The organism is Pseudomonas sp. MHK4 (assembly GCF_054600775.1).
Genome location: NZ_BAAIAK010000021.1, coordinates 1 through 23,377, shown reverse-complemented (window position 1 = coordinate 23,377; position 23,377 = coordinate 1). Strand labels below are relative to the sequence as shown.

The 23,377-nt window shown below is 63.1% G+C and carries 16 protein-coding genes; 8 read left to right on the top strand and 8 right to left on the bottom strand.

Annotation, left to right across the window (positions count from 1 at the left end; all coding sequences use genetic code 11):
* Positions 1-444: 444 nt before the first annotated feature.
* Positions 445-1,488 (bottom strand): AraC family transcriptional regulator, encoded by a 1,044-nt coding sequence (locus tag ACYP2Q_RS29835; RefSeq protein WP_459733763.1) that lies wholly within the window; start codon positions 1,486-1,488, stop codon positions 445-447.
* Positions 1,489-1,840: 352 nt separating this feature from the next.
* Between ACYP2Q_RS29835 and ACYP2Q_RS29830 the strand changes: the two genes are divergently transcribed.
* The 7 genes from ACYP2Q_RS29830 to ACYP2Q_RS29800 all read left to right on the top strand — a co-directional run bounded on the left by ACYP2Q_RS29830 (position 1,841) and on the right by ACYP2Q_RS29800 (position 13,231).
* On the top strand, positions 1,841-2,407 hold the full coding sequence (locus tag ACYP2Q_RS29830; protein WP_459733762.1) for an RBBP9/YdeN family alpha/beta hydrolase: 567 nt from the start codon (positions 1,841-1,843) through the stop codon (positions 2,405-2,407).
* Positions 2,408-2,530: 123 nt separating this feature from the next.
* Complete coding sequence (locus ACYP2Q_RS29825) at positions 2,531-4,534, top strand: DUF1302 domain-containing protein (RefSeq protein ID WP_459733761.1); 2,004 nt, start codon at positions 2,531-2,533, stop codon at positions 4,532-4,534.
* 41 nt (positions 4,535-4,575) lie between these two features.
* The gene (locus ACYP2Q_RS29820) at positions 4,576-5,934 is read left to right on the top strand and encodes a DUF1329 domain-containing protein (protein ID WP_459733760.1); all 1,359 of its coding nucleotides are present in this window, start codon (positions 4,576-4,578) and stop codon (positions 5,932-5,934) included.
* A gap of 219 nt (positions 5,935-6,153) precedes the next feature.
* Positions 6,154-7,227: a WD40/YVTN/BNR-like repeat-containing protein gene (locus ACYP2Q_RS29815; protein WP_459733759.1), complete on the top strand. Its 1,074-nt coding sequence runs from the start codon at positions 6,154-6,156 to the stop codon at positions 7,225-7,227.
* A 31-nt stretch (positions 7,228-7,258) separates the two neighbouring features.
* Positions 7,259-9,778 carry an efflux RND transporter permease subunit gene (locus ACYP2Q_RS29810; RefSeq protein WP_459733758.1) on the top strand — a complete coding sequence of 840 codons (2,520 nt, stop codon included), beginning with the start codon at positions 7,259-7,261 and terminating at the stop codon, positions 9,776-9,778.
* A gap of 6 nt (positions 9,779-9,784) precedes the next feature.
* Positions 9,785-11,563 carry an acyl-CoA dehydrogenase C-terminal domain-containing protein gene (locus ACYP2Q_RS29805; protein ID WP_459733757.1) on the top strand — a complete coding sequence of 593 codons (1,779 nt, stop codon included), beginning with the start codon at positions 9,785-9,787 and terminating at the stop codon, positions 11,561-11,563.
* A gap of 24 nt (positions 11,564-11,587) precedes the next feature.
* The gene (locus ACYP2Q_RS29800) at positions 11,588-13,231 is read left to right on the top strand and encodes a fatty acid--CoA ligase (RefSeq protein WP_459733756.1); all 1,644 of its coding nucleotides are present in this window, start codon (positions 11,588-11,590) and stop codon (positions 13,229-13,231) included.
* A gap of 214 nt (positions 13,232-13,445) precedes the next feature.
* On the opposite strand, the gene ACYP2Q_RS29795 is transcribed toward ACYP2Q_RS29800, so the two are convergent.
* The 5 genes from ACYP2Q_RS29795 to lldD all read right to left on the bottom strand — a co-directional run bounded on the left by ACYP2Q_RS29795 (position 13,446) and on the right by lldD (position 22,304).
* Positions 13,446-17,525 carry a molybdopterin-dependent oxidoreductase gene (locus tag ACYP2Q_RS29795; protein WP_459733755.1) on the bottom strand — a complete coding sequence of 1,360 codons (4,080 nt, stop codon included), beginning with the start codon at positions 17,523-17,525 and terminating at the stop codon, positions 13,446-13,448.
* A 336-nt stretch (positions 17,526-17,861) separates the two neighbouring features.
* Positions 17,862-19,568, bottom strand: coding sequence for an amidase (locus tag ACYP2Q_RS29790; protein WP_459733754.1), 1,707 nt, complete (start codon positions 19,566-19,568; stop codon positions 17,862-17,864).
* Between the two features lie 84 nt (positions 19,569-19,652).
* Positions 19,653-20,171 (bottom strand): HIT family protein, encoded by a 519-nt coding sequence (locus tag ACYP2Q_RS29785; RefSeq protein ID WP_459733753.1) that lies wholly within the window; start codon positions 20,169-20,171, stop codon positions 19,653-19,655.
* Positions 20,172-20,362: 191 nt separating this feature from the next.
* On the bottom strand, positions 20,363-21,130 hold the full coding sequence (locus ACYP2Q_RS29780) for a metallophosphoesterase (RefSeq protein ID WP_459733752.1): 768 nt from the start codon (positions 21,128-21,130) through the stop codon (positions 20,363-20,365).
* Between the two features lie 28 nt (positions 21,131-21,158).
* Positions 21,159-22,304 (bottom strand): FMN-dependent L-lactate dehydrogenase LldD, encoded by a 1,146-nt coding sequence (lldD, locus tag ACYP2Q_RS29775; protein ID WP_459733751.1) that lies wholly within the window; start codon positions 22,302-22,304, stop codon positions 21,159-21,161.
* Between the two features lie 172 nt (positions 22,305-22,476).
* On the opposite strand from lldD, the gene ACYP2Q_RS29770 reads away from it, so the two are divergent.
* Positions 22,477-22,692 carry a hypothetical protein gene (locus ACYP2Q_RS29770; RefSeq protein WP_459733750.1) on the top strand — a complete coding sequence of 72 codons (216 nt, stop codon included), beginning with the start codon at positions 22,477-22,479 and terminating at the stop codon, positions 22,690-22,692.
* Positions 22,693-22,701: 9 nt separating this feature from the next.
* Here the strand turns inward: ACYP2Q_RS29770 and ACYP2Q_RS29765 are convergent, their stop codons facing one another.
* Together ACYP2Q_RS29765 and ACYP2Q_RS29760 are read right to left on the bottom strand one after the other, a co-directional pair.
* Positions 22,702-22,914 carry a DUF4287 domain-containing protein gene (locus ACYP2Q_RS29765; RefSeq protein ID WP_459733749.1) on the bottom strand — a complete coding sequence of 71 codons (213 nt, stop codon included), beginning with the start codon at positions 22,912-22,914 and terminating at the stop codon, positions 22,702-22,704.
* A gap of 212 nt (positions 22,915-23,126) precedes the next feature.
* Positions 23,127-23,377, bottom strand: a 251-nt coding sequence (locus tag ACYP2Q_RS29760; protein WP_459733748.1) for a hypothetical protein, incomplete at its 5' end; no start/stop codon positions are given.

Sequence of the window (23,377 nt, the reverse complement as noted above, 5' to 3'; positions counted from 1 at the left end):
CCACTGTAGGAGCCCGGCTTGCCGGCGATGACGGCCTCATAGCTGACCAATCACTCGCGGCTGTCCCCACTACTGTGGGAGCCAGCAGGCTAGCTCCTACAGTAGATCGGGTACGGCCGTGGGAGATGGGTCAGCTTTGAGGCCGCCATCGCCGGCAAGCCGGCTCCTACAGTGGATCGGGTAGGGCCGCGAGTGAGGGGTTGGTTGTCAGGCCTCCATCGCCGGCAAGCCGGCTCCTACAGTAGATCGGGTAGGGCCGCGAGAGATGGGGCGGCTTTGAGGACGCCTTCGCCGGCAAGCCGGCTCCTACAGTAGATTGGGTGCGGCCGGGGGAGATGGGGCGGCTTTGAGGCCGCCATCGCCGGCAGGCCGGCTCCCACAGTTGATCGGGTGCAGCTGTGAGAGATGGGTCGACGGTCACGCCGGTTTTTTTGCGCCGCGATATCAGGAGATCTTCGGTGGGACAGCATCCGCCGGGGCTTTTGCCGAACCCTGCTTCTGCGCCCGCCACGCCGCCGGCGGCATGCCGAACTGGCTGATGAACCAGCGGGTGAAGGAGCTCGCCATGGCGTAGCCAAGCATGTCCGCGATCCTCCCCAGCGAGTAGTTCGGATTTTCCAGGTAGCGCAGTACCAGGTCGCGACGCACGTCGTTGATCAGGTCGTTGAAGGCGCAGCCATCGTCCTTGAGGCGGCGTTGCAGGGTGCGCACGTTCATGCCCTGGCTCTGGGCGATCTGCTCGATGGTGGCGCGGCCCATGGGCAGCAGCAGATAGATGGCCTTGCGCACTTCGAACAGCATCGACGTGCTTTCGGTGCTTTGCAACGAGTCGAGGTAGCTCTGGGCGTAGCGGGCCATGGCCGGGTCGGCGTTGGGGTTGGTCATGTCCAGGCTGGCGCCTGCGCAAACGATGCCGTTGAACTCGCTGCCGAACTCCAGGGTGCAGCCGAACAGGCGCCGGTGCAGGTGCAGGTTGTCGGGGGGCTGGTGGGTGAAGTTGACGCTGTAGGGATGCCAGTGGGCGCCGAGCAGGGCGGCGCACAGGCGGAACATCACGCCGATGGCAAGCTCGGTGGCCTGTCGGCTGGCCATCGGCGATTCGGTGACCACCTCTTCGCGAATGATCACCATCTTGCCGGCCTCTTCGATGAAGATCGCCAGCGAATCGTTCATCAAGTGCCGGTAATGCACCACCACCTGCAAGGCATCGCGCAGCGTGCGCTGATGGCTGAGCAGCAAGGCGACCACGCCGAAGTCCGAGAGCTGGCGTGACTCGGCCATGCTCAAGCCGAACGTCTGGCAGCCGCTGGCAACGGCCGAATCCTCCAGCAGGCGCACGGCGGCATCGATAGGGATGCGGTGCCCGGGGGCTTGCAGCTGGGCCTTGGTCAAGCCGACGCCGGCCAGTACATCGTGTGGGTTGAAACCCAGGTATTGGGTGACCTCAAGGTAGTTGGTCAAGACGGCGGCGCGAACAAGCTTGGGCATTCGAAGGTCTTTCCTTAGCCAATTGCGATCAATTGAACCTGGCGACTATATCCAGCACGTTGGCACTTGAACAGTTGTGCGGTTGACGCCGGTGCACGCCCGATTCTGCCCGGCCGACGACTGTTGTCCAAGGGCATTTGACGCTCCCCATTGATTACAGTGACCCGCAGCGATCCCGTGGGGATTTTCGACCAGCGGTTGCCGGCGCCCGGCGGCGCAAAGCGTGTCATCAAATGAAAAGTGCCTGACGTCCAATGAAAAGCGCAAGGGGGGGGCGATCTTTAATGTCAGTCCTACAAAAAGCCCCTGGCCAACGAGCCAGTCGAGTCATCGAGAAAGCGTAGGTGTTGAATTGAACAAACTGCAAACCGCCGCAACCGTTCTGATCGTACCGGGCCTGCGCGAGCACGTTGCCGAACATTGGCAAACGCTGCTTGAAGCCAGGCTGGAAAAGGTACGCAGTGTGCCGCCGCTGGAAACCGACAAGCTCGATTGCAATGCCCGCGTCCGGGCGATCCAGCACGAGCTGGAACAGATCGACGGGCCGGTCATCCTGGTCGCCCACAGCGCCGGTGTGCTGATGGTTGCCCACTGGGCCGCGCAATTTCGTCGTCCGATCAAGGGCGCCCTGCTGGCTGCGCCACCGGATCTCGAGGCCGCCTGGCCCGCCAACTACCCATCCCCTGAAACCCTGCGCAGCAGCGGATGGGATCCTCTGCCAACAGGGCCGCTGCCATTCCGTAGCCTGGTGGCCGCCAGCACCAACGATCACCTGGCCAGCCTGGACGCCGCTACTAAACTGGCCCAAGGCTGGGGCGCCGAATTGCTCAACCTGGGCGATGTCGGCCACCTCAATCCGGCGGCCGGTTTCGGTCACTGGCCTGAGGCCGAAGCACTCATCCTGGAGCTGGACCGCTAGTACAGGAGCCGGTCGGGCCGCATCCCGGCCGGCACTCGCCCTCATCCCTGAATACGCAGGCCTCACCGGGTCGCGCGAGGGCTGCTGCGCTTAAAACAAATACAAAAAGGCGGAGACAACGCAATGCACAACAATAAGAGTCACGGCTTCACCACCGCACGCTACACCTTGTTGGCCTCGGCCATCCTGGCCGCCATCATGCCGGCCGCCCATGGGGCAGAAATCGAGACCGGTAACCCGGACTGGAACGTTCGCCTGGACAACACCGTCAAGTACAACTACGGCGTGCGCACCGAAAGCGCCGACAAGCGCATGTTGGGCACCCCGAACAACAACGACGGCGACTACAACTTCCGCAAGTCCGGCACCAACATCACCAACCGTGTCGACCTGCTGACCGAGATGGACGTGGTCTACCAGAACCACATGGGCTTTCGCGTCAGCGCCGCCAGCTGGTACGACAAGGCCTACGATAACACCGGCTCGAACTCCAACCCGTTCGTCAACGGCAACGGTTCGACTTCGGGCCTGATCGCCAACGACCCGCGCCTGGCCGGGGTCACCAACGACAACGTCGGCAATGGCAGCCCGCACCTGAGCAACTACGCCCAGCGCTACTACTCCGGTCCGTCCGGGGAAATCCTCGACGCCTTCGTGTTCTACAGCACCGAAGTGGGCGAGGAGTCGATGCTCAGCGTCAAGGCTGGCCAGCACAACGTGTTCTGGGGCGAGACCATTCTCAACCCGGTGCATTCGATCAGCTACGGCCAGTCCGGCCTCGACCTGGCCAAGCTCGCCGCGTCGCCGGGCACTGAAGCCAAGGAACTGTTCGTCCCGCGCAACCAGCTGTCGATGACGTTCACCGTCAACCCGGAATTGACCGTGGGCGCCCAGTATTTCCTCGATTGGGACGCCGCGCGCCTGCCGGAAGCCGGCACCTACTACGGTGGTTCCGACCTGGTCGGTTTCGGTGCGCAATCGTTCCTGTTGGGCAACACCAACGCCGTGGTCCCGGGCAGCCCGCTGGGCTGTGGCCTGGCGCCGTGCAACGGTTTGACCAACGTACGTCGCGGCCATGACCTGACGCCGGACAAGCGTGGCGACTGGGGCCTGATGGCCAAGTGGTCGCCCGCCTGGTTGGACGGCACCCTCGGTGTTTACTACCGCGAAACCTCGGAAATCCTGCCGCAAGCGTGGCTGGATGCCAGGGGCATCAGCTCGGCCAACGCCAACGGAACCCGTCCGGCAGGGCAAGTGCCAGCGGTAGTCAACACGCTCAACTCGCTGAACACTGCCACCTATCAAATGGCCTACGCCGACAACATCAAGATCGTCGGCCTGAGCCTGTCCAAGGACGTCGGCGGGGTGAGCGTGGGTTCGGACCTGAACGTTCGCCACAACATGCCGCTGGCCAGTATTCCGGCGGTTGTCAGCACCACCAGTCCGCTGGGTCTGGGCCAGGGTCTTGGCCTGCTGCCAGCGCGTACAGCGGCTACCGGCGTGGTGTATGACACGCCGGAGAAAGGCGACAGCATGGCCGCCACCGGCGACACCCTGCACTGGACGATCAACGGCCTGATGACCCTGCCGAAAACGCCGGTGTTCGACCAGGCAACCGTGCTGGCCGAGTTGTACTACAGCAACTTGCTCAAGCTCGATAGCAAGAACGAGGCGCTCTACAAAGGCAAGGATACCTATCGCGGCATCGACCAGCCGACCCGGGATAACTGGGGTATCGCGGTCAACTTCACACCGACCTGGTACCAGGTGTTTCCCGGTGTCGACCTCAACGCGCCGATGTCCGTCAACCTCGGTCTCGATGGTGTGTCACCGGTCTCCGGTGGCGGTGCCAAGGATACCGGTAACTACGCAGTCGGCCTCGGGGCCGTTGTGTACAACAAATACTTTGTCGACCTGAAGTACGTGGATTCTTTCGGCAAGGCCGACAAGTGCAATGTCAGTGGTGTGAGTACCGGTCCCAACGGAGGTGATGGCGCTGCGCCGAACGCCTTCAGCGGGAACGAAAACTACGCCTGCTACGCCGGTGGCTACTCAGCCTTCTCCGGTGGTGGTGCAACGACTGAGGACCGTGGCGCCGTTTACCTGACGATGAAAACCACTTTTTGATTCACCACTGATTTGCTCAACGCAAGCAGGAGAATAACAACATGAAATTCGTGAAAACCGTGTTGGCCGCATCCCTGGCCATGGTCCTTGCCGCCCAGGTACAGGCCGCTGTTTCAACCCAGGACGCTGCCAAGCTGGGCACCAGCCTGACCCTGGTGGGCGCCGAGAAGGCCGGGAACGCTGATGGTTCCATTCCGGCCTACAACGGTGGCCTGACCACGCCGCCAGCCAGCTTCAAATCCGGCGACAGCATGCGTCCGGACCCGTTTGCCAGTGAAAAACCCCTGCTGGTGATCGACGGCAAGAACGTCGATCAGTACAAGGGCATGCTCACCGCTACCACCGTGGAACTGGCCAAGCGTTTCCCGACGTTCCGTGTCGACGTGTTCCCGACCCACCGCACCGTGTCGCTGCCCAAGGCGATCCTCGATAACGGCGTGAAGAACGCCAGCGGCGCCAAGTCCCTCGAAGGCGGCTTGGCCATCGACAACGTGCTGCCGGGCGTGCCGTTCCCGATCCCGCAGTCGGGCAACGAAGCGATGTGGAACTTCCTGTTGCGTTACCAGGGCGTGAGCATCAACTCCAAGTACGACTCCTGGAACGTGGACTCCGCCGGCGTACCGAGCCTGGCCACCACCGGGCAGGCGTTCATTTCCTACCCGATCTACGAAAACCTCGCGCAGCCGATCAGCAGTGCCGACGTGTACTACCAGATGAAGCTGTCGTACACCGGTCCCGCGCGTCGTGCCGGCGAAGCGGTGATGCTCAAGGACGCCGCCAACCCGCTGACCCAACCGCGCCGCGCCTGGCAATACCTGCCTGGCCAGCGTCGAGTGAAACTGGCCCCGAACCTGGCGTACGACACGCCTAACCCGGGTACGGCCGGCGCTGGTACCTACGACGACGTGTTCGTGTTCAACGGTGCGCTGGATCGCTACGACTGGAAACTGGTCGGCAAGCAGGAAATGATCGTGCCCTACAACACCTACAAGCTGACCTACGTCCAGGATCCGAAGTCGATCACTACTCCGAATCACCTGGCACCGGACTTCGTGCGCTGGGAAAAACACCGCGTGTGGGTCGTCGAAGGCACCCTCAAGGCCGGGGCTCGCCACATCTACGCCAAGCGCCGCTTCTACCTCGACGAAGACAGCTGGACCGCTTTGGCCTCGGATCAATATGACGCCCGTGGTCAGCTCTATCGCGGCTCCTTCGCCTTCCTCAGCCAGAGCTATGACAAGCAGATCCCGGACTCCACGCCGTTCATGATCTACGACCTGGTTGGCGGCTCCTACAACATCAACGGTGTAGTCGGCCCTTACGGCGGCATCAAGTACATCGATCCGCTCTCCAAGGCCCAGTGGTCCTCGGAATCCCTGGCCGGCGCCGGTATTCGCTAAGCCAACCGCAAAAAACGCGCCCGCACGGTGCACTGCTGTAGGAGCGAGCTTGCTCGCGAAAAACCGGAGAGCGCCGCGGGGTGTCAGGTTTCCCCCGTCTTCGTTGACCTCCATCGCGAGCAAGCTCGCTCCTACAAGGCGGTGGAACCGGGCGGGCGCAAGGTTTGAACGTCAGGCACACCGATGTGTGTCCGCGCGGTTTTCCGAAGAGGACGCGGTATGTGTTCATACAAGAATTATTTGCAGGTGGCGTTTGGCGTCGTATTCGGCCTGATGCAGGGCGTCAGCCACGCGGCCGATTACGTCGACGTGCTGGACCTGCCTGCCAGGGTCAGTGCCTTGGCCATCAAGAGTCCGCTGTCCGGCATGGCCCGCGCCGGTGAGCGCGTGATCGCCGTAGGCCAGCGCGGCCATATCCTGTTTTCCGATGATAGCGGTCAGCACTGGCAACAGGCCGCCGTGCCGGTCAGTGCCGACCTCACCGCCGTGAGTTTTCCCACCGACAGCCAAGGCTGGGCGGTGGGCAATGACGGCGTGGTATTGCACACCAGCGACGCTGGCGTGACCTGGAACAAGCAACTCGACGGTCGCCAGATCGGCGATCTACTGGTCAAGCATTACACGGCGTTGTCCACTGCCGAACCCGGCAATGAACAATGGCCACTGCTGGTCGCCGAAGGCCAGCGCCTGGTGGAGCAGGGCGCGGACAAACCGCTGCTCGATGTGTGGTTCGCCAATGACAAAACCGGCTATGTGGTCGGCGTGTTCAACCTGATCCTGCGCACTGACGATGGTGGCCAGAGCTGGACGCCATTGCAGGATCGCACCGACAACCCGCAAGGCTTCCACCTCAACGCCATTGCCTCCACCGGTGATGCTTTGTACATCGCCGGCGAGCAAGGCCTGTTGCTCAAGTGGGATGACAGCGCCCAACGCTTCGCCGCCGTGCCGACGCCTTATCAGGGCAGCTTCTTCGGCGTGGTCGGCAAGCCTGGCGAAGTGCTGGTCTATGGCTTGCGCGGCAACGTGCTACGCAGTACCGACGGCGGCCAGAACTGGACCGCGCTGGACACCGGCCTGCACGTCAGCATCACCGCCGGCCTCATCGATGCCCGTGGCAATTACCGCCTGTTCACCCAGGGCGGCCAGATGCTGGTCAGCCAGGGCGCTGGCGCGCAAATGCATCTGGTGCAGCAACCGGCACGGATCCCGGTCGCCGGTGCCACCCAGTCCTCCACTGGCGCGCTGGTGGTAGCGGGTAGCCGTGGTGCACTGGCACTGTCCGTCGATTAAGACCTCGAAAATTCAGAGCGAGAACCCAGACATGGGCAATATCAAACAAGACGCCATGCCGGTGATCCGCGAGCTGCGTGATTTCGACCGCCGCTCCGGCAACCTGCTGGAACGGCTGGTGTTCAACTATCGGCCCCTGTTCATGCTGCTCATGGCCCTGGCCACCGTGGTCCTGGGCTTCATGGCCGTGACCCGCCTGGAGCTGCGTCCCAGCTTCGAGAAGATGATCCCGCAGAGCCAGCCGTACATCCAGAATTTCCTCGAGAACCGCGCTTCGCTGCGCGGCCTGGGCAACTCGGTGCGGGTGGTGGTCGAGAACACCCAGGGCGATATCTTCGACCCCGAGTATCTGGACGTGCTCAAGCAGGTCAACGACCAACTGTTCCTCACCGAAGGCGTCGACCGTGCGTGGATGAAGTCCCTGTGGAGCCCGGCGGTGCGCTGGACTGAAGTCACCGAGGAAGGCTTCCAGGGTGGCCCGGTAATGCCCGACACCTACTCGGGGCAGCCGGAACAGATCGAACAGCTGCGCCAGAACATCTCTCGCGCCGGGATCGTCGGCAGCCTGGTGGCCAGCGATTTCAAGTCGAGCATGCTGATCGTGCCGCTGCTGGACAAAGCCGCCGCCGGTGGACAGCGCATCGACTACCACGCCTTTTCGCAGATGCTCGAAGAGCAGTTGCGCGACAAGATCGAATATGCCGGCGACAGCGCCGCACGCAAGTCCGGTGTCGAGGGCAAGGGCCACTACAAGGTCCGGGTGATCGGTTTCGCCAAGCTGATGGGCGACCTGATCGATGGCCTGATCCAGGTGATGATGTTCTTCGGCCTGGCGGTGGTCACTTCGCTGGTCATCATCTACGCCTACACCCGTTGTGTACGCAGCACCTTGCTGGTGGTCGGTTGCTCGTTGATTGCGGTGGTCTGGCAACTGGGCATCGTCGCCTGGCTGGGCTACGCCATCGACCCGTATTCGGTGCTGGTGCCGTTCCTGATCTTCGCCATCGGCGTGTCCCACGCGGCGCAGAAGATGAACGGCATCATGCAGGACATCGCCCGTGGTACCCACAGACTGATCGCCGCGCGCTACACCTTCCGCCGCCTGTTCATCGCTGGCGTTACCGCGTTGTTGGCCGACGCGGTGGGCTTCGCCGTGTTGATGCTGATCGACATTCCGGTGATCCAGGACCTGGCAATCACCGCCAGTATCGGCGTCGCGGTGCTGATCTTCACCTCGCTGCTGCTGATGCCGGTGGCGCTGTCCTACGTCGGTGTCGGGCGCAAGGCCGCCGAGCGCGCGCTGAAAATCGACAGCCGTGCCGAGCACCATAAAGGCCTTGGCAAACTGTGGGACCTGCTCGATCGTTTCACCACCCGCAAGTGGGCCACCGGGGCGGTATTAGTCGCGGTGCTGATGGGCGTCGGCGGTTTCGTGGTCAGCCTGCAGTTGAAGATCGGCGACCTTGAAAGCGGGGCGCCGGAGTTGCGTGCCGACTCGCGCTACAACCGCGACAACGCCTACATCACCAGCCACTACGCGCTGTCCAGCGACCTGTTCGCGGTGATGATCAAGACCGCGCCGGAAGGCTGCCTGAACTACAAGACCCTGGTCCTCGCCGACCGCCTGGCCTGGGAGCTGCAACAGTATCCGGGCGTGCAGGCGACCGCTTCGCTGGTCAATGCGGTACGCCAGATCACCGCCGGCACCTACGAAGGCAACCCCAAGCTCAACAGCATCCAGCGCAACCAGGACGTGCTCAACTATGCCGCGCAACAAGCCTCGGTCAACTCGCCGGAGCTGTTCAACAACAACTGCTCGCTGATGCCGGTGATTGCGTTCCTCAAGGACCACAAGGCCGAGACCCTCGACGCCGTGGTGGCGATTGCCGACAAGTTTGCCAAGGAAAACAGCACCGACGATCGCCAATTCCTGCTGGCGGCCGGCAGTGCCGGGATCGAAGCGGCGACCAACATCGTGGTGCGCGAGGCCAACCACACCATGTTGCTGTACGTCTACCTGGCGGTAACACTGTTCTGCCTGATCACCTTCCGCAGCTGGCGCGCCACGCTGGTGGCGCTGCTGCCGCTGGTGCTGACTTCGATCCTCTGCGAAGCACTGATGGTGGCCATGGGCATTGGCGTGAAAGTCGCGACCTTGCCGGTGATCGCCCTGGGCGTGGGGATCGGCGTCGACTACGCCTTGTACCTGCTCAGTGTGCAATTGCACTTCCAGCGTCAGGGCCTGCCGCTGTCCCAGGCCTACCGCAACGCCGTGTCGTTCACAGGCCGGGTGGTCGGGCTGGTGGGCATCACCCTGGCAGCCGGCGTGGTGTGCTGGGTCTGGTCGCCGATCAAGTTCCAGGCCGACATGGGCATCCTGCTGACCTTCATGTTCCTGTGGAACATGCTCGGCGCGCTGATCCTCATTCCGGCCCTGTCGTACTTCCTGCTGCGTGAACGGGCGCCTAAGCCCGGCTCTGTCGCGGCAGGCGAAAACACTGAATCCACTGAACGTCCTGGCATGCCTCATGCCGTGACCACTTCCGAGTAAGCCACGATGTCTGATTACAACGCTCCCCTGCGCGACATGCGCTTCGTACTCAACGAGGTTTTCCAGGTATCCCGGCTCTGGGCCAATCTGCCTGGCCTGGCCGAGGTGATCGATGAAGAAACCGCCGCCGCGATCCTCGAAGAAGCCGGCAAGATCAGTGGCGAAGTCATCGCCCCCTTGAACCGCGCCACCGACGAGCAGGGCTGTACCTGGAGCAATGGTTCGGTCACCGCGCCAGAAGGTTTTGCCCAGGCCTATCAAGCCTTCGCCGAAGGTGGTTGGGTCGGTGTCGGCGGTGATCCGCAGTACGGCGGCATGGGCATGCCCAAGGCCATTTCGGCCCAGGTCGAAGAGATGGTCAACGCGGCCAGCCTGTCGTTCGGCCTGTACCCGATGCTGACGGCCGGTGCCTGCCTGTCGATCAAGGCCCACGCCAGCGAGGAGCTCAAGGAGCGTTACCTGCCGAACATGTACGCCGGCACCTGGACAGGTTCGATGTGCCTGACCGAGGCCCATGCCGGCACCGACCTGGGCATGATCCGCACCAAGGCCGAGCCCCAGGCCGATGGCAGCTACAAGGTCAGCGGCAGCAAGATCTTCATCACCGGCGGCGACCACGACCTCACCGAGAACATCATCCACCTGGTCCTGGCGCGCCTGCCGGATGCTCCCGCCGGACCGAAAGGCATCTCGCTGTTCCTGGTGCCGAAAGTGCTGGTCAATGCCGACGGTTCGCTGGGTGAGCCTAATTCGCTGTCCTGCGGCTCCATCGAACACAAGATGGGCATCAAGGCCTCCGCCACCTGCGTGATGAACTTCGACGGCGCCACCGGCTACATCATCGATGCGCCGAACAAGGGCCTGGCGGCGATGTTCACCATGATGAACTACGAGCGCCTGGGCGTGGGCATCCAGGGCCTGGCCCAGGGCGAACGCTCCTACCAGAATGCCCTGGCTTATGCCCGTGACCGCCTGCAGAGCCGTGCACCCACCGGCGCACAGAACAAGGACAAGGCCGCCGACCCGATCATCGTCCACCCCGACGTGCGCCGCATGCTGTTGACCATGAAGGCCCTGAACGAGGGCGGTCGCGCGTTCTCCAGCTACGTCGCCCTGCAACTGGACATCGCCAAGTTCAGCGAAGACCCGACCGAGCGCAATCGCGCCCAGGACCTGGTGGCCTTGCTGACCCCGGTGGCCAAGGCGTTCCTCACCGACATGGGCCTGGAAACCACCCTGCACGGGCAAATGGTTTTCGGCGGCCACGGCTACATCCGCGAGTGGGGCCAGGAACAGCTGGTGCGCGACGTGCGCATCACGCAGATCTACGAAGGCACCAACGGCATCCAGTCCCTCGATCTGGCCGGGCGCAAGATCGTTGGCAGCGGCGGGGCGCTCTATCGCCTGTTCGCATCCGAGATGCGCGACTTCACCGCCAGCGCCAGCGCTGACCTCGGCGAGTTCACCCAACCGCTGAACGCGGCCGTGGACACCCTCGACGAGCTGACCGCGTGGCTGCTCGATCGGGCCCAAGGCAACCCGAATGAAATCGGCGCCGCCTCGGTCGAGTACCTGCAGGTATTTGGCTACACCGCCTACGCCTACATGTGGGCGCGCATGGCCAAGGCCGTCATGAGCGGCGATGCCGAGGACGATTTCTACATCAGCAAACTGGCCACCGCGCGTTTCTACTTCGCAAGGTTGCTGCCGCGTATCCACTCGTTGAGCGCATCGGCCAAGGCCGGCAGCGCCTGCCTCTACGAGCTTCAAGCCGATCAGTTCTGATCGAAAGGACAAGGAATCTTTATCATGATGGCGACAAAAATAATTCCACCCGCCGACGGCGCCTACGCCTACCCCTTGCTGATCAAGCAATTGCTGCTGTCCGGGGTGCGCTACGAACCGGGCCGGGAAATCGTCTACGCCGACAAACTGCGCTACAGCTACGAGACCCTCAACAAGCGTATTCGCCGTTTGGCCAATGCGTTGACCGCGGCCGGGGTCAAGGCCGGGGACACCGTGGCCCTGCTCGACTGGGACAGCCACCGTTATCTGGAATGCTTCTTTGCCGTGCCGATGATCGGCGCGGTGCTGCACACGGTGAACATTCGCCTGTCGCCGGAGCAGGTGCTGTTCACCATGAACCACGCCGAAGACGACCTGGTGCTGGTGCATGACGATTTCCTGCCGCTGGTGGAGCAGATCCAGGGGCGGCTGACCACGGTCAAAGGCTTTGTCCAGCTCACCGATGACCAGGCATCCGACACTTCACTGCCGTTGCTGGGCGAGTACGAGCAGCTGTTGTCCCAGTGCGCGGACCAGTACGACTTTCCCGATTTCGACGAGAACTCGGTGGCCACGCTGTTCTACACCACCGGCACCACCGGCGACCCCAAGGGCGTGTATTTCACCCATCGCCAGCTGGTCCTGCACACCCTGAATGCCGTGGGCTCGTTGGGTGTCTACCAGGGTGCGCCATTGCTGCGCTCCGACGACGTGTACATGCCAATCACGCCGATGTTCCACGTGCATGCCTGGGGCGTGCCTTACGTCGCCACCCTCATGGGCATCAAGCAGGTGTACCCCGGCCGCTACGAACCCAACAGCCTGGTGCGGCTGTATCAGGAAGAGAAGGTGACCTTCTCCCACTGTGTGCCGACCATCCTGCAGATGATCCTCAGCTGCGAGCAAGGCAAGTCCGCCCGTTTCGACGGCTGGAAAATGCTCCTGGGTGGCAGCGCGCTGCCCCTGGGGATTGCCAGCGAAGCCAGCGCCAAGGGCATCGTGGTGCACGCCGGCTACGGCATGTCCGAGACCTGCCCGTTGCTGTGCCTGACCTACCTGCGCGACGAAGACCTCAAGCAACCCATGCAGGCGCAACTGCCGATGCGCATCAAGACCGGCACGCCGGTGCCGATGGTCGACCTGAAAATCATCGACGCCAGTGGCAATGACGTTGCCCATGACGGTGAATCCCTGGGCGAGATCGTGGTGCGCGCACCTTGGTTGACCCAAGGCTATCTGAAGGAGCCGCAAAAGGGCGCCGAACTCTGGCAGGACGGCTGGCTGCACACCGGCGACATGGCGTCCATCGACCCGTTGGGTGGGGTGGAAATCAAGGACCGGATCAAGGACGTGATCAAGACGGGCGGGGAGTGGATCAGCTCGCTGGAACTGGAAAGCCTGATCAGCGAACACGAGGCGGTGCTGTCGGTCGCGGTGGTCGGCATTGCCGATGACCAATGGGGCGAACGGCCCATGGCGCTGGTGGTGTGTACGCCTGGGCAATACCTTGACCGCAAGATCCTCGAGGCGCACCTGCAAGGGTTTGTCGAACTTGGCCGCATCAACAAATGGGCGATCCCCAAGCAGTTCAAGTTCGTCGCCGAGATTCCCAAGACCAGCGTCGGCAAGATCAACAAGAAGCTGATCCGGGAACAGGAGCTTGTCTAGGGTTTTGCGCTTGACTTGAGCAAAGACGGCCGTTCGCGGACCTGTAGGAGCCCGGCTTGCCGGAGAAGGCGATCTGGCGGGTGCCTTCGCTGGCAAGCCAGCTCCTACAGTTTTTATGTGGGGCATGGATCCGTGGTCGTTCTCGGACCTGTAGGAGCTGGCTTGCCAGCGAAGGCGATCTGCTGGGCGCCGCTTGATCCACCCGCCGCCCCCCTCAGTAGACATCCCGCAAATACCGCTTCTGCTCACTCATCTGCCGCCAATAATCGGCGGCGCCTTGCGGGTCCAGGCCGCCATGGCGTTGCGCGACCTGGCGCAAGGCCTGGTCGACGTCCCTGGCCATGCAGCTGGCATCGCCACAGATGTACAACCGGGCGCCGTCCTGCAGCCAGCGCCAGAGTTCGGCGCCTTGTTCGCGGATGCGGTCCTGTACGTAGATTTTCTGCGCCTGGTCCCGGGAAAACGCCAGGCTCAGGTGCGTCAGCAGGCCATCGTGCTGCATGCCTTGCAGTTCATCGCGGTAATAGAAATCGCTGGCAGCGTGCTGTTCACCGAAGAACAGCCAGTTCCTGCCCTGGTCGCCTCGCGCGCGGCGCTCCTGCAGGAAGGCGCGGAAGGGTGCGACGCCGGTGCCGGGACCGATCATGATCATTGGCACGTCGCCTTCGGTAGGCACGCGAAAGTGTTTCGACGGCTGGACGAAAACCGGTACGTCAGCGTTTTGCGCGCGGTCGGCGAGGAAGGTCGAGGACACGCCCTTGCGTTTGCCGTAGCGCACCGCGGCCACGGTGAGATGGACTTCCCGTGGATGCGCCTTGGCGCTCGAAGCGATGGAATACAAGCGCGGTTGCAGGCGTTTGAAGGTGCCCAGCAGCTCGCTCGCCGAGCAGTCGAGCGGATAGGCCTGCAGCACGTCCGCCAGTTGCCGTCCCCACAACCATTCTTTCAGTTGAGCCTTGTGTTCATTGCCCAACAGCTGCTTCAGGCCGGGGTTGGCGCTGCGTTCGGCGATGAAGGCCAGGGTGTCGCTGTTGGGACGGGCGATTTCAAAATGTTCGGTCAGGGCCTGGCGTAACGACACCTCGCCGAATTTATCGAGGCTCACCGTCGCCTCGGCATTCAACCGGGTCAGGTCAAGCAGCTCGTCGACCAGTTCAGGGCAGTTGCGCGGATGGACGCCCAGGGCATCACCTGCTTCATAGCCCAGTGCCGAATCCGCCAGGTCCAGGGAAAACAGGCGGGTTTCCTTGTGCGGGCTCTGGCTGTTGAGGTGAAGGTTGACCAGCAACCGCGAGGCATGGGGCTTGGCCTTGCCGGGTGTTTCAGCGGGGCTGGCGGCACCCTGCGCCTCGACAACGGGCGCAGGCTCTGGCTTGAGGGTCTCCTGCAATTGCGCCAGCCAGGTATCGGCGCGCTCTTCGAATTCGGTGTCGCAATCGACCCGTTCCAGCAGGCGGGTGGCACCCAGTTCCTGCAGGCGCAGGTCGAGTTGCTTGCCGTGCCGGCAGAACTGGTCGTAGGCCGGATCACCCAGGGCCAGCACGGCAAAGCGCAGCGATTCCAGACGGGTCTGGGTGGTGCTGAGGCTGTGCCAGAAACCTTCGCCGTTGTCCGGCGGGTCGCCATCGCCGAAGGTGCTGCTGATCAGGGCCAGATTCTGCGTGCTGGCCAACTTGCTGGCTGGAAAGTCGGCCATCGCGCTCAGCTCCACGGCGAAACCGCCGTCACGCAGGCGCGCGGCCAGACGCTCGGCAAGGGTTTCGGCATTGCCGGTTTGCGAGGCCCAGAGCACTGTCACCGTGGGTGCTTCAGCCTGGCTGGCCACTTGCGCAACCCCCGCATCGACCCGGCTGAACAACCCGCCCAGCAGCCCGTCCAGCCACAGGCGAGTCTCGCTTGCCAGCGGCGCGCTGGGCGGTAGCACCGGCACGCCGGGCGCCTGGCGACCGGCGGCGGATTGCAGGCCACTGAGGAAACCGGCGAGGTAGGTGCGTTCACTGTCGTTCAGTTGTGGCGAGGGCAGGCGCTGGATGCCCGCCAGATCAGCGAAGGTCTCGATGCTCGACATGGCGAGTTCCTCTGGCAAGGGGGAGGGGGCAACGGCGGCAGGCACTGGGGATTGCAGGAACTGATGGTCGATCAGTTCGACCCGCTGCAAGGCGACCGCGCAGAATTTGAATTCCGGCTGCTGGGAGATCGGGTCGACGGCATCGTTGGTCACGGCATTGATCGCCAGGTGCTCGCCAAACACATCGTTCCAGTGAAAAGGCGCAAAACAATTGCCCTGGCGCACGCGGTCGGTCACCACCGCCGGCAACACGGCCCGACCCCGCACGGAACGAACTTCGACCGGGTCCTTGTCCCTGATGCCCAGCGCGCTGGCATCCTCGGGATGGATCTCGACGAAGGGGCCCGGGTTGAGCTTGTTCAGGGTCGCCACCTTGCCGGTCTTGGTCAGGGTGTGCCACTGGTGCTGCAAGCGCCCGGTGTTGAGCACGAAGGGAAAGGCATCATCGGGCATTTCCGCTGGTGCCATATGCGGTCGGGCGAGGAAGATGCCTTTGCCGCGCTCGGTGGCAAACACGATCGCCGGCTGGCTGCCATCGGCTTCGACCTTGAGCGTCTGGCTCACGCCATTGTTGAGGTAGCGAATCGGATTGCGCTCCGGGGCGGCCTCGGACGCGCAGGGCCATTGCAGCGGTTGGTCACGCAGGCGCGGGTAACTGGCGCCACGAATGTCGTAGCCGGTCCTGGGGTTCCAGGCGTGTTTGATCTCTTCGAACACCTCGTCGGCAGCGCTGTAGGTGAACGCGTCGGCGAAGCCCATCGCGCAGGCCACCCGGGCGATGATCTGCCAGTCGGGCAGCGTCTCGCCCGGAGGCTCCACGGCTTTTTGCATCAGGGTCAGGTTGCGCTCGGAGTTGATCATCACGCCCTCGGCCTCGGCCCAGAGCGCGCCGGGCAGGAGGATGTCGGCGTAGCGGTTGGTCTCGGTGTCGAGGTAGGCGTCCTGGGTGATCACCAGTTCGGCCGCCTGCAGGCCGTCGATGACTTTCTGGCGGTTGGGGCCCGACGCGACCGGGTTGGTGCAGATGATCCAGCAGGCCTTGATCTTGCCTGCATTCATGTCTTCGAACAGGGCCACGGTGCCGCCGCCGACGTTGCGCGGAAGGCTGTCGCGGGGGATGCGCCACAGATCCTCGATGAACGCCCGGTCCGCCTCGACCAGCGCCGAACGCTGGCCGGGCAGGCCTGGCCCCATGTAGCCCATCTCGCGACCGCCCATGGCGTTCGGCTGCCCGGTCAGGGAAAACGGCCCGCTGCCTGGCCGGCAGATCGCACCGGTAGCCAGGTGCAGGTTGCACAGGGCGTTGGTGTTCCAGGTGCCGTGGGTGCTCTGGTTCAGGCCCATGGTCCAGCAGCTCATCCACTCGGCGGCCTCGCCGATCCATGACGCAGCCTTTCGAATGTCCGCCTCGGGCAGGCCGGTGATGTGTGCGACCCTGGCCGGCGGATAGTCCTCGAGGAAGTCGGGCATGGCCTCCCAGCCTTCGGTGAACGCGGCGATGAAGGCCGGGTCGGTATGGCCGTTTTTCACCAGCAGGTGCAGCAAGCCATTGAGCAACGCCAGGTCGGTTCCAGGCTTGATCGGCAGGAACAGGTCGGCTTTGTCTGCCGTGGCACTGCGCCGTGGGTCGACCACGATCAGCTTCGCCCCGGCCTTGACCCGGTCCAGCATGCGCAGGAACAGGATCGGGTGACAGTCGGCCATGTTGGCGCCGATGACGAAAAACAGGTCCGCATTATCGAAGTCCTGGTACGAACCCGCAGGGCCGTCAGAACCGAGGGACAGCTTGTAGCCGCTGCCGGCGCTGGCCATGCACAGGCGGGAGTTGGACTCTATGTTGTTGGTCCCGACAAAACCCTTGGCCAGCTTGTTGATCAGGTATTGGGCTTCCAGCGACATCTGCCCGGACACGTAGAACGACAACGCATCGGGGCCGTGCTTATCGAGTGTGTCGCGCAGGCGGCTGGCCGTCTCGCTGATGGCCTTGTCCATGGCGATGCGCACCGGGTCGCGCTGGCGTTCCTGGCGCAGGTAGGCGTGTTCCATCCGGCCCGACTCGGCGATGGCCTGGCCGCAGGTGGTGCCTTTGGTACAGAGCCGGCCGGCGTTGGTCGGGTGGGCCTTGTCGCCGCTGACCTTGACGACCCGGTTGTTTTCCACCTGCATGACGATGCCGCAGCCCACACCACAATAGGGACATACACTGCGTACGGTTTTGCTTGCCATCCTCGCCCCTCGAATCTCTTGCCGGCCGTTGCCGATGCCGTAAACAAAAAAGGCGCCATGCGGCCCACCGTCAGAAAAAACGGGGGACACACGGCGCCTTTGTCGTATGTATGCAATCAGCGTTGACTGCAGGGTTGAGGTGTACCTAGCAAGTCACGCGCCAGAAATGCGTTTCAGGTCGTGATGGTTGCTGATATCCGGGCGGGGAAGGGAGAGGGTTGAGCTTCGGGGCAAATCAACGAGGCATCCTGCACTTTTATAAAGCGCTACTTGCGTCCGGGTGCACCAGTCGGTGGCGGGACTGGCGCCAATAGCGCGCCAGTCCCGCCCGCGTTATCACTTGCCCAGCGCTGGGGTGCGCGGCGGGATCAAGCGCTTCGAGCCTGTGGCCTCGAACGCCGACGCCAGGCGCAGCAGGGTCGAATCGTCATAGGCGCGACCGGCAAAGGTCAGCCCCACGGGCATGCCGATGTCCGCCATGACCCCCATCGGCACGGTGACCGTCGGAACCCCCAGATGGCGTATCGCGAGGTTGCCGTTGGCCACCCAGACGCCGTTGCTCCAGGCGATGTCCGCCGCTGCCGGGTCGACGTCGGCATTGGCCGGGCCGACGTCGGCGACGGTCGGGAAGATCACCGCATCGAGCCCCAGCCGATCCATCCACTGTTCGAGATCGATCTTTCGGGTCTGTTCCAGGCCGCGCAGGCCATCCGGTAACGTCGGGATCTGGTCCCAGGGAGTGATGCCGCGCTCGGCCATGCGCACGTACTCGTCCATCCCGGCGGCAAGGTCGCCCTCGCGGTTGGGCAGGGTGCCCGGGTCATGGGGGAAAATCAGTGGTCCGTCGACGTCGACCAGGCGGTTCAATTCTGGATCGCCGTTGGCCTGCAGGAAATCATCGAACGCCCAGGCTGTCAGGTCCCACAACTCGTGATGCAGGAACTCCTTGGACACGATCCCGCGATTGAACACGGTCGGCGCACCGGGACGATCGCCTTCGCAGTTGGAGACCAGCGGGAAATCCACCTCGATGACTTCGGCGCCGGCGGCTTGCAAGGCCTGGCGGGCCTGCTCCCACAACCCGATCACCGAAGGCCGGGTGTGGATGCGCTGTCCGGTCGGGCCGCCGATGCCAGGGGCCTCGCTGGTGCCGGCTTCAGGATCGGCGTTGATGTACATGCGCGGAACACCCAGGCGCTTGCCGGCCAGTGCCGCGGCGTTGGCGGCCAGGTCCTGGTAGGAAGCAGGGCGCACCGAGGCGACAGGCGGAATCGGCACCCAGGGTTGCAGGCGCCACAGGTCGCCGCGGGTGTCGGAGTCTTCGGCGACCACCACGTCGAGCACTTCGAGCAGGTCCGCCATGGTCCGGGCAAACGGCACGACCACGTCCATGGTCGGCGTCAACGGCCAGTTGCCGCGCACCGAGATCACCCCGCGCGAAGGCGTGTAGGCACACAAGCCATTGTTGGAGGCCGGGCCACGACCGCTCGACCAGGTTTCTTCCGCCAGGCCGAAGGCGGCAAAACTGGCGGCGGTGGCCGTCCCGGCGCCGTTCGACGAACCCGAGGCGAAGGGGGCGGTGAGGTAGTCGGCGTTGTACGGGCTTTCAGCGCGGCCGTACACGCCACGCTGCATGCCGCCGTTGGCCATCGGCGGCATATTGGTCTTGCCCAGGCAGATGGCGCCGGCGGCGCGCAGCCGTTCGATGGTGAAGGCATCGCGATAGGCGACCAGGTCCTTGAAGGCCGGACTGCCGGAGGCGGCGGTCAGCCCCTTGACCAGATAACTGTCCTTGGCCGTATAGGGAATGCCATCGAGCGGGCCCAGGGCCTGGCCCTTGGCGCGCCGGGCATCGCTGGCCTGGGCCTCTTTCAGCGCTTCGGGGTTGCGCACCACTACCGCGTTGAGCGCGGTGGGCGTCTGGGGCGTGTCGTAGGCATCGATCCGCGCGAGATAGGCCTGGACCAGTTCAACGGCGGTGGTCTGGCCGGATTCGAGCGCAGCGCGCAGTTGGGCTATGGAAACTTCGGTGACTTCGATCATGCGATGACTGCCGGCTGTTGATGGAGGATGCGCTGATTGAGGCATCCGGGTACGCCCGTCATGTTAGCACCGCGATTGCCGATGTCAGCTGCCGGCTTGAACAACCAGGCGCGGGCTTGCCGGACTGAAGGAGGCACGCAAGCGCTCGATGACCTGGTCGATCGAAGGGCCTTCAATGGCCGGCGGTTGCGGGCTTTCGCCGAATTCACGCCAGATGAACAGGGTCATTTCCGCGCCATCGGTCAGCGTGTGGGCGCTGGCGTTGTCTCCGAAATTTTCCAGCAGCCGGTAGCGCTCATCCTGCCAGAACAGTTCTTCGACCCACGGGTACACCGGGATGTAATGGAAATGGATAGGGAAGCGCGGATCGTGGCCGAATCGGCTGATGTAGAGCCACTTGGGCTGCAACTCCGCTTGCAGGGTTTTCTGGACTCTGGCGAGCAGCCCGCCCATTTCGGCCAGGGCCTGCTCGGGAAGGTCGGACAATGAATTGGCGTTGTGCCGGGTGCCCAGGACCAGATAGCCGGGGAGCGCCGAAGACATATGGTGGTTGAGGATCCAGTGGGCGGTTTCATGGATGATGAAACGGGGTGCGATGTCCATGGGTCAATGTCCGTTGGCGAAGCTGCCAAAAGGGGCGGGTAGGTTGGCCACGATCGATTCTAAATCCAGCATGACGCAGTGCGATACGCTTTTTGCGCCGGGGCCACTAGCGCGGGCAATGTAGGGGCAAATCCTGCCGCTGACCACCAGACCTGGGTGTAGCAGGTTAACGCTTTGGTATGAGGCCGGGGTCACAGCTCCAGGTCAATCACATGAGCCGCCTCGAATCGAGAATTCTCATTGACGCCATTCCTGGCATAGCCCCGTGCATTGCACACAACCCGGGTGTTGCCGATCCGGTAATCGAAGCTGCCGTGGGTATGGCCATGCAGCCAGAGTGCCGGCTGCCACTTCTTGATCCGCGCTTCGAGGTCCGACACGAAACTGGCGTTGATCGGCGAATCGGCGAACGCCGGGCTGATGCTCGACCGGGTCGGTGCGAAATGCGAGATCACCACCGTGGGGATGCTGCGGTCGGCGGCAAAACACTCGTCCAGCCAGGCGACCGTCTGCAGGAAAATCAGCTGGGAAATAGCCGGGGTGAACAGGTCTGGAAAGTCAGGCGCAACCCTGATGCGGCTGAAGTCGCGCATGAGCCGGGTGGCCATCTCGATACCCTGGGCCCGATCTTGCGCTTGATCAAACAGGCGATAGTCGGACCACAGGGTACAGCCGAGGAAGCGTACGCCGTCGTGAATGTGAGCGGTGCGCTCCAGCACGTGGATCGATGTGCCTTGCGCCAGACTGCGCAACTGCGCGTAGGTTGTGATCAGGTCGCTGCCGTAGAATTCGTGATTGCCGGCCACGTACAGCACCGGCGTCAGGCAGGCCCTTGCCCATTCGATGGCGGCTTCCGGACGGGAGATGTCTCCGGCCAGGACCAGGATATCGGCGTCCACCGCCGGGAACGGCAGGGCATCGACGGACAGATGGATATCGGAAAGCAGGGCGATGCGCATGGAACGGTTCCTGGTATTCAGTGGCTATTCACTTGAGGGGATGACGCACCAGAATCGATTCGTTGATCTGGTCGATGGAGGTGACCCCCGTCAGGGTCATGGCCACGCGCATCTCCTTGGCGAAGATATCCAGCATGTTTTCCACCCCGCGTTGACCATCGGCCGCCAGCGCATAAGCCATGGAGCGTCCCAGCAGGACCCCTTTGGCCCCCAGTGCCAACATGCGCACCACATCCAGCCCCGAGCGGATCCCCGAGTCGACCAGCACCTTGAGGTCATTGCCCACCGCTTGCATGATTGGCGGCAGGGCCTGGACCGTGGAGAGCACGCCGTCCAGCTGCCGGCCGCCGTGATTGGAGACGATAATACCGTCCGCGCCAAAACTGATCGCATCCCTGGCGTCCTCGGGATCGAGAATGCCCTTGATGATCATCGGGCCCTTCCAGAAATCGCGAATCCACTCCAGGTCGCTCCAGCTGATCGACGGGTCGAAGTTGTTGGCCAGCCAGCCGATGTAATCTTCGAGCGTCACCGCCTTGCCCAGGTACTTCGAGACATTGCCCAGGTCATGGGGCCGCCCCATCAGGCCGACGTTGAAGGCCCAGTCGGGCCGGGTGATGGCCTGCAGCATTCGCCGCGACGATGCATAGGGACCGGACATGCCGGAATGGGCATCGCGATAGCGGGCACCGGGCGTCGGCATGTCGACCGTGAACACCAGGTTCTGCACGCCGGCGGCCTTGGCGCGCTCCAGCGCGTTTCTCATGAAGCCCCGGTCCTTGAGCACATACAGCTGAAACCAGATGGGCTGCTGGGTGTTGGCGCGGACCTCTTCGATCGAGCACACCGACACGGTGGACAGGCACAGCGGGATACCTTTGTTTTCGGCGGCCTTGACCGCCTGCACCTCACCCCGGCGAGCGAACATGCCGGTCAGGCCTACCGGCGCCAATACGATGGGCATCGACAGGCGTTGATCGAACAGGGTCGTCTCCAGGCTCAAGGCTTCGACATTCTTGAGGATGCGCTGGCGCAGGCTGACGTCCGCCAGATCGGCGCTGTTGGCCCGCAGCGTATGCTCGGCATAGGCTCCGCCATCGATGTAGTCGAACAAAAAACGCGGGAGCTTGCGACGGGCTGCCTCGCGATAATCGGATGCGGACGAAATGATCATATTGCCGATGCCTTGAGCTGATGAGGGACGGTGACGCCTGTCGAGCCTGAAGGCAGATTAGCCCATGCCATCGCAAACCAGTTGAAAAGCCGTACAAACCTTTTGTGGCTGCAACACAGACGAAACATAACGCGCCTAAGATCCGCCTCAACCAAAACCGAGGGAGCGACCCATGAACCGGCCATCAAGAAGCATCCGCAAACTGCTCGACTCCGTGGCCTCCAACAACGAGGGCGCGGCGCTGGACGTCATGCGCGCCGCTGAACAGCTCAAGGACGAGGTGCTGCGCCAACGCTTGCTGAACCTTATTCATCGGCTCAACCAGGACGCCACCGACTTGCGGATCGCCCGTGACGAGATCCAGGGAGGCGCCATCAAGCTTGCGTGACGGCTTGCCTCAACCTGCGTTAGCCAGGTAATAGGCAACCAGAGCATTGGCGTGGCCATGACCCAGGCCGTGCTCGGTCTTGAGCCAGGCCACCATCTCCATGTGCTTCTTGCTGCTGACGGTCTTGAGCAGATCAAGCCAGTGGCTGACCGGGTGGCCGTACTTTTTTTCGATGGAAGGGAAGTACGAGGCGGGTCCTTTGGTTTTTGTATCTTCAGTCACGTTGCAAACTCCCTTTTTGCCGGGTTATCCGGGGCAGTGTCGACGCAGCACCGGTAAGGTTACTTTTTAGCTTGCACTGAATCCGCCGTCCACTCCTGGCATCGCTTCGCATCGCCGCGATGGCGTCCTGACAACCAACCCATCTCGCGCGGACACACTCGATCCACTGTAGGAGCTGGCTTGCCAGCGATGACGGCCTGACAGGCGACCTATCACTCGGGGCTGTACCCGATCAACTGTAGGAGCGAAGGCGCACGAAAGACCTGCGCAATGTTCAAAATCGCCTTCGCCGGCAAGCCGGCTCCTACAAGGTATATGTCGTCCACAAGATCAAGGCATGGGCGCGCTTTTGTAGGAGCTGGCTTGCCAGCGAAGACGGCCTGACAATCAACCAATCTCTCGCGGCTGTACCCGATCAACTGTAGGAGCGAAGGCGCACGAAAGACCTGCGCAATGTTCAAAA

Excerpts from the sequence above, each read along its gene's own strand:
- ACYP2Q_RS29770 (WP_459733750.1), top strand. The coding sequence starts at position 22,477 with ATGAACCGGCCATCAAGAAGCATCCGCAAACTGCTCGACTCCGTGGCC.
- ACYP2Q_RS29785 (WP_459733753.1), bottom strand. The coding sequence starts at position 20,171 with ATGGACATCGCACCCCGTTTCATCATCCATGAAACCGCCCACTGGATC.
- ACYP2Q_RS29800 (WP_459733756.1), top strand. The coding sequence starts at position 11,588 with ATGATGGCGACAAAAATAATTCCACCCGCCGACGGCGCCTACGCCTAC.
- ACYP2Q_RS29780 (WP_459733752.1), bottom strand. The coding sequence starts at position 21,130 with ATGCGCATCGCCCTGCTTTCCGATATCCATCTGTCCGTCGATGCCCTG.
- ACYP2Q_RS29835 (WP_459733763.1), bottom strand. The coding sequence starts at position 1,488 with ATGCCCAAGCTTGTTCGCGCCGCCGTCTTGACCAACTACCTTGAGGTC.
- ACYP2Q_RS29790 (WP_459733754.1), bottom strand. The coding sequence starts at position 19,568 with ATGATCGAAGTCACCGAAGTTTCCATAGCCCAACTGCGCGCTGCGCTC.
- ACYP2Q_RS29810 (WP_459733758.1), top strand. The coding sequence starts at position 7,259 with ATGGGCAATATCAAACAAGACGCCATGCCGGTGATCCGCGAGCTGCGT.
- ACYP2Q_RS29820 (WP_459733760.1), top strand. The coding sequence starts at position 4,576 with ATGAAATTCGTGAAAACCGTGTTGGCCGCATCCCTGGCCATGGTCCTT.
- ACYP2Q_RS29805 (WP_459733757.1), top strand. The coding sequence starts at position 9,785 with ATGTCTGATTACAACGCTCCCCTGCGCGACATGCGCTTCGTACTCAAC.
- ACYP2Q_RS29795 (WP_459733755.1), bottom strand. The coding sequence starts at position 17,525 with ATGGCAAGCAAAACCGTACGCAGTGTATGTCCCTATTGTGGTGTGGGC.
- lldD (WP_459733751.1), bottom strand. The coding sequence starts at position 22,304 with ATGATCATTTCGTCCGCATCCGATTATCGCGAGGCAGCCCGTCGCAAG.
- ACYP2Q_RS29815 (WP_459733759.1), top strand. The coding sequence starts at position 6,154 with ATGTGTTCATACAAGAATTATTTGCAGGTGGCGTTTGGCGTCGTATTC.
- ACYP2Q_RS29825 (WP_459733761.1), top strand. The coding sequence starts at position 2,531 with ATGCACAACAATAAGAGTCACGGCTTCACCACCGCACGCTACACCTTG.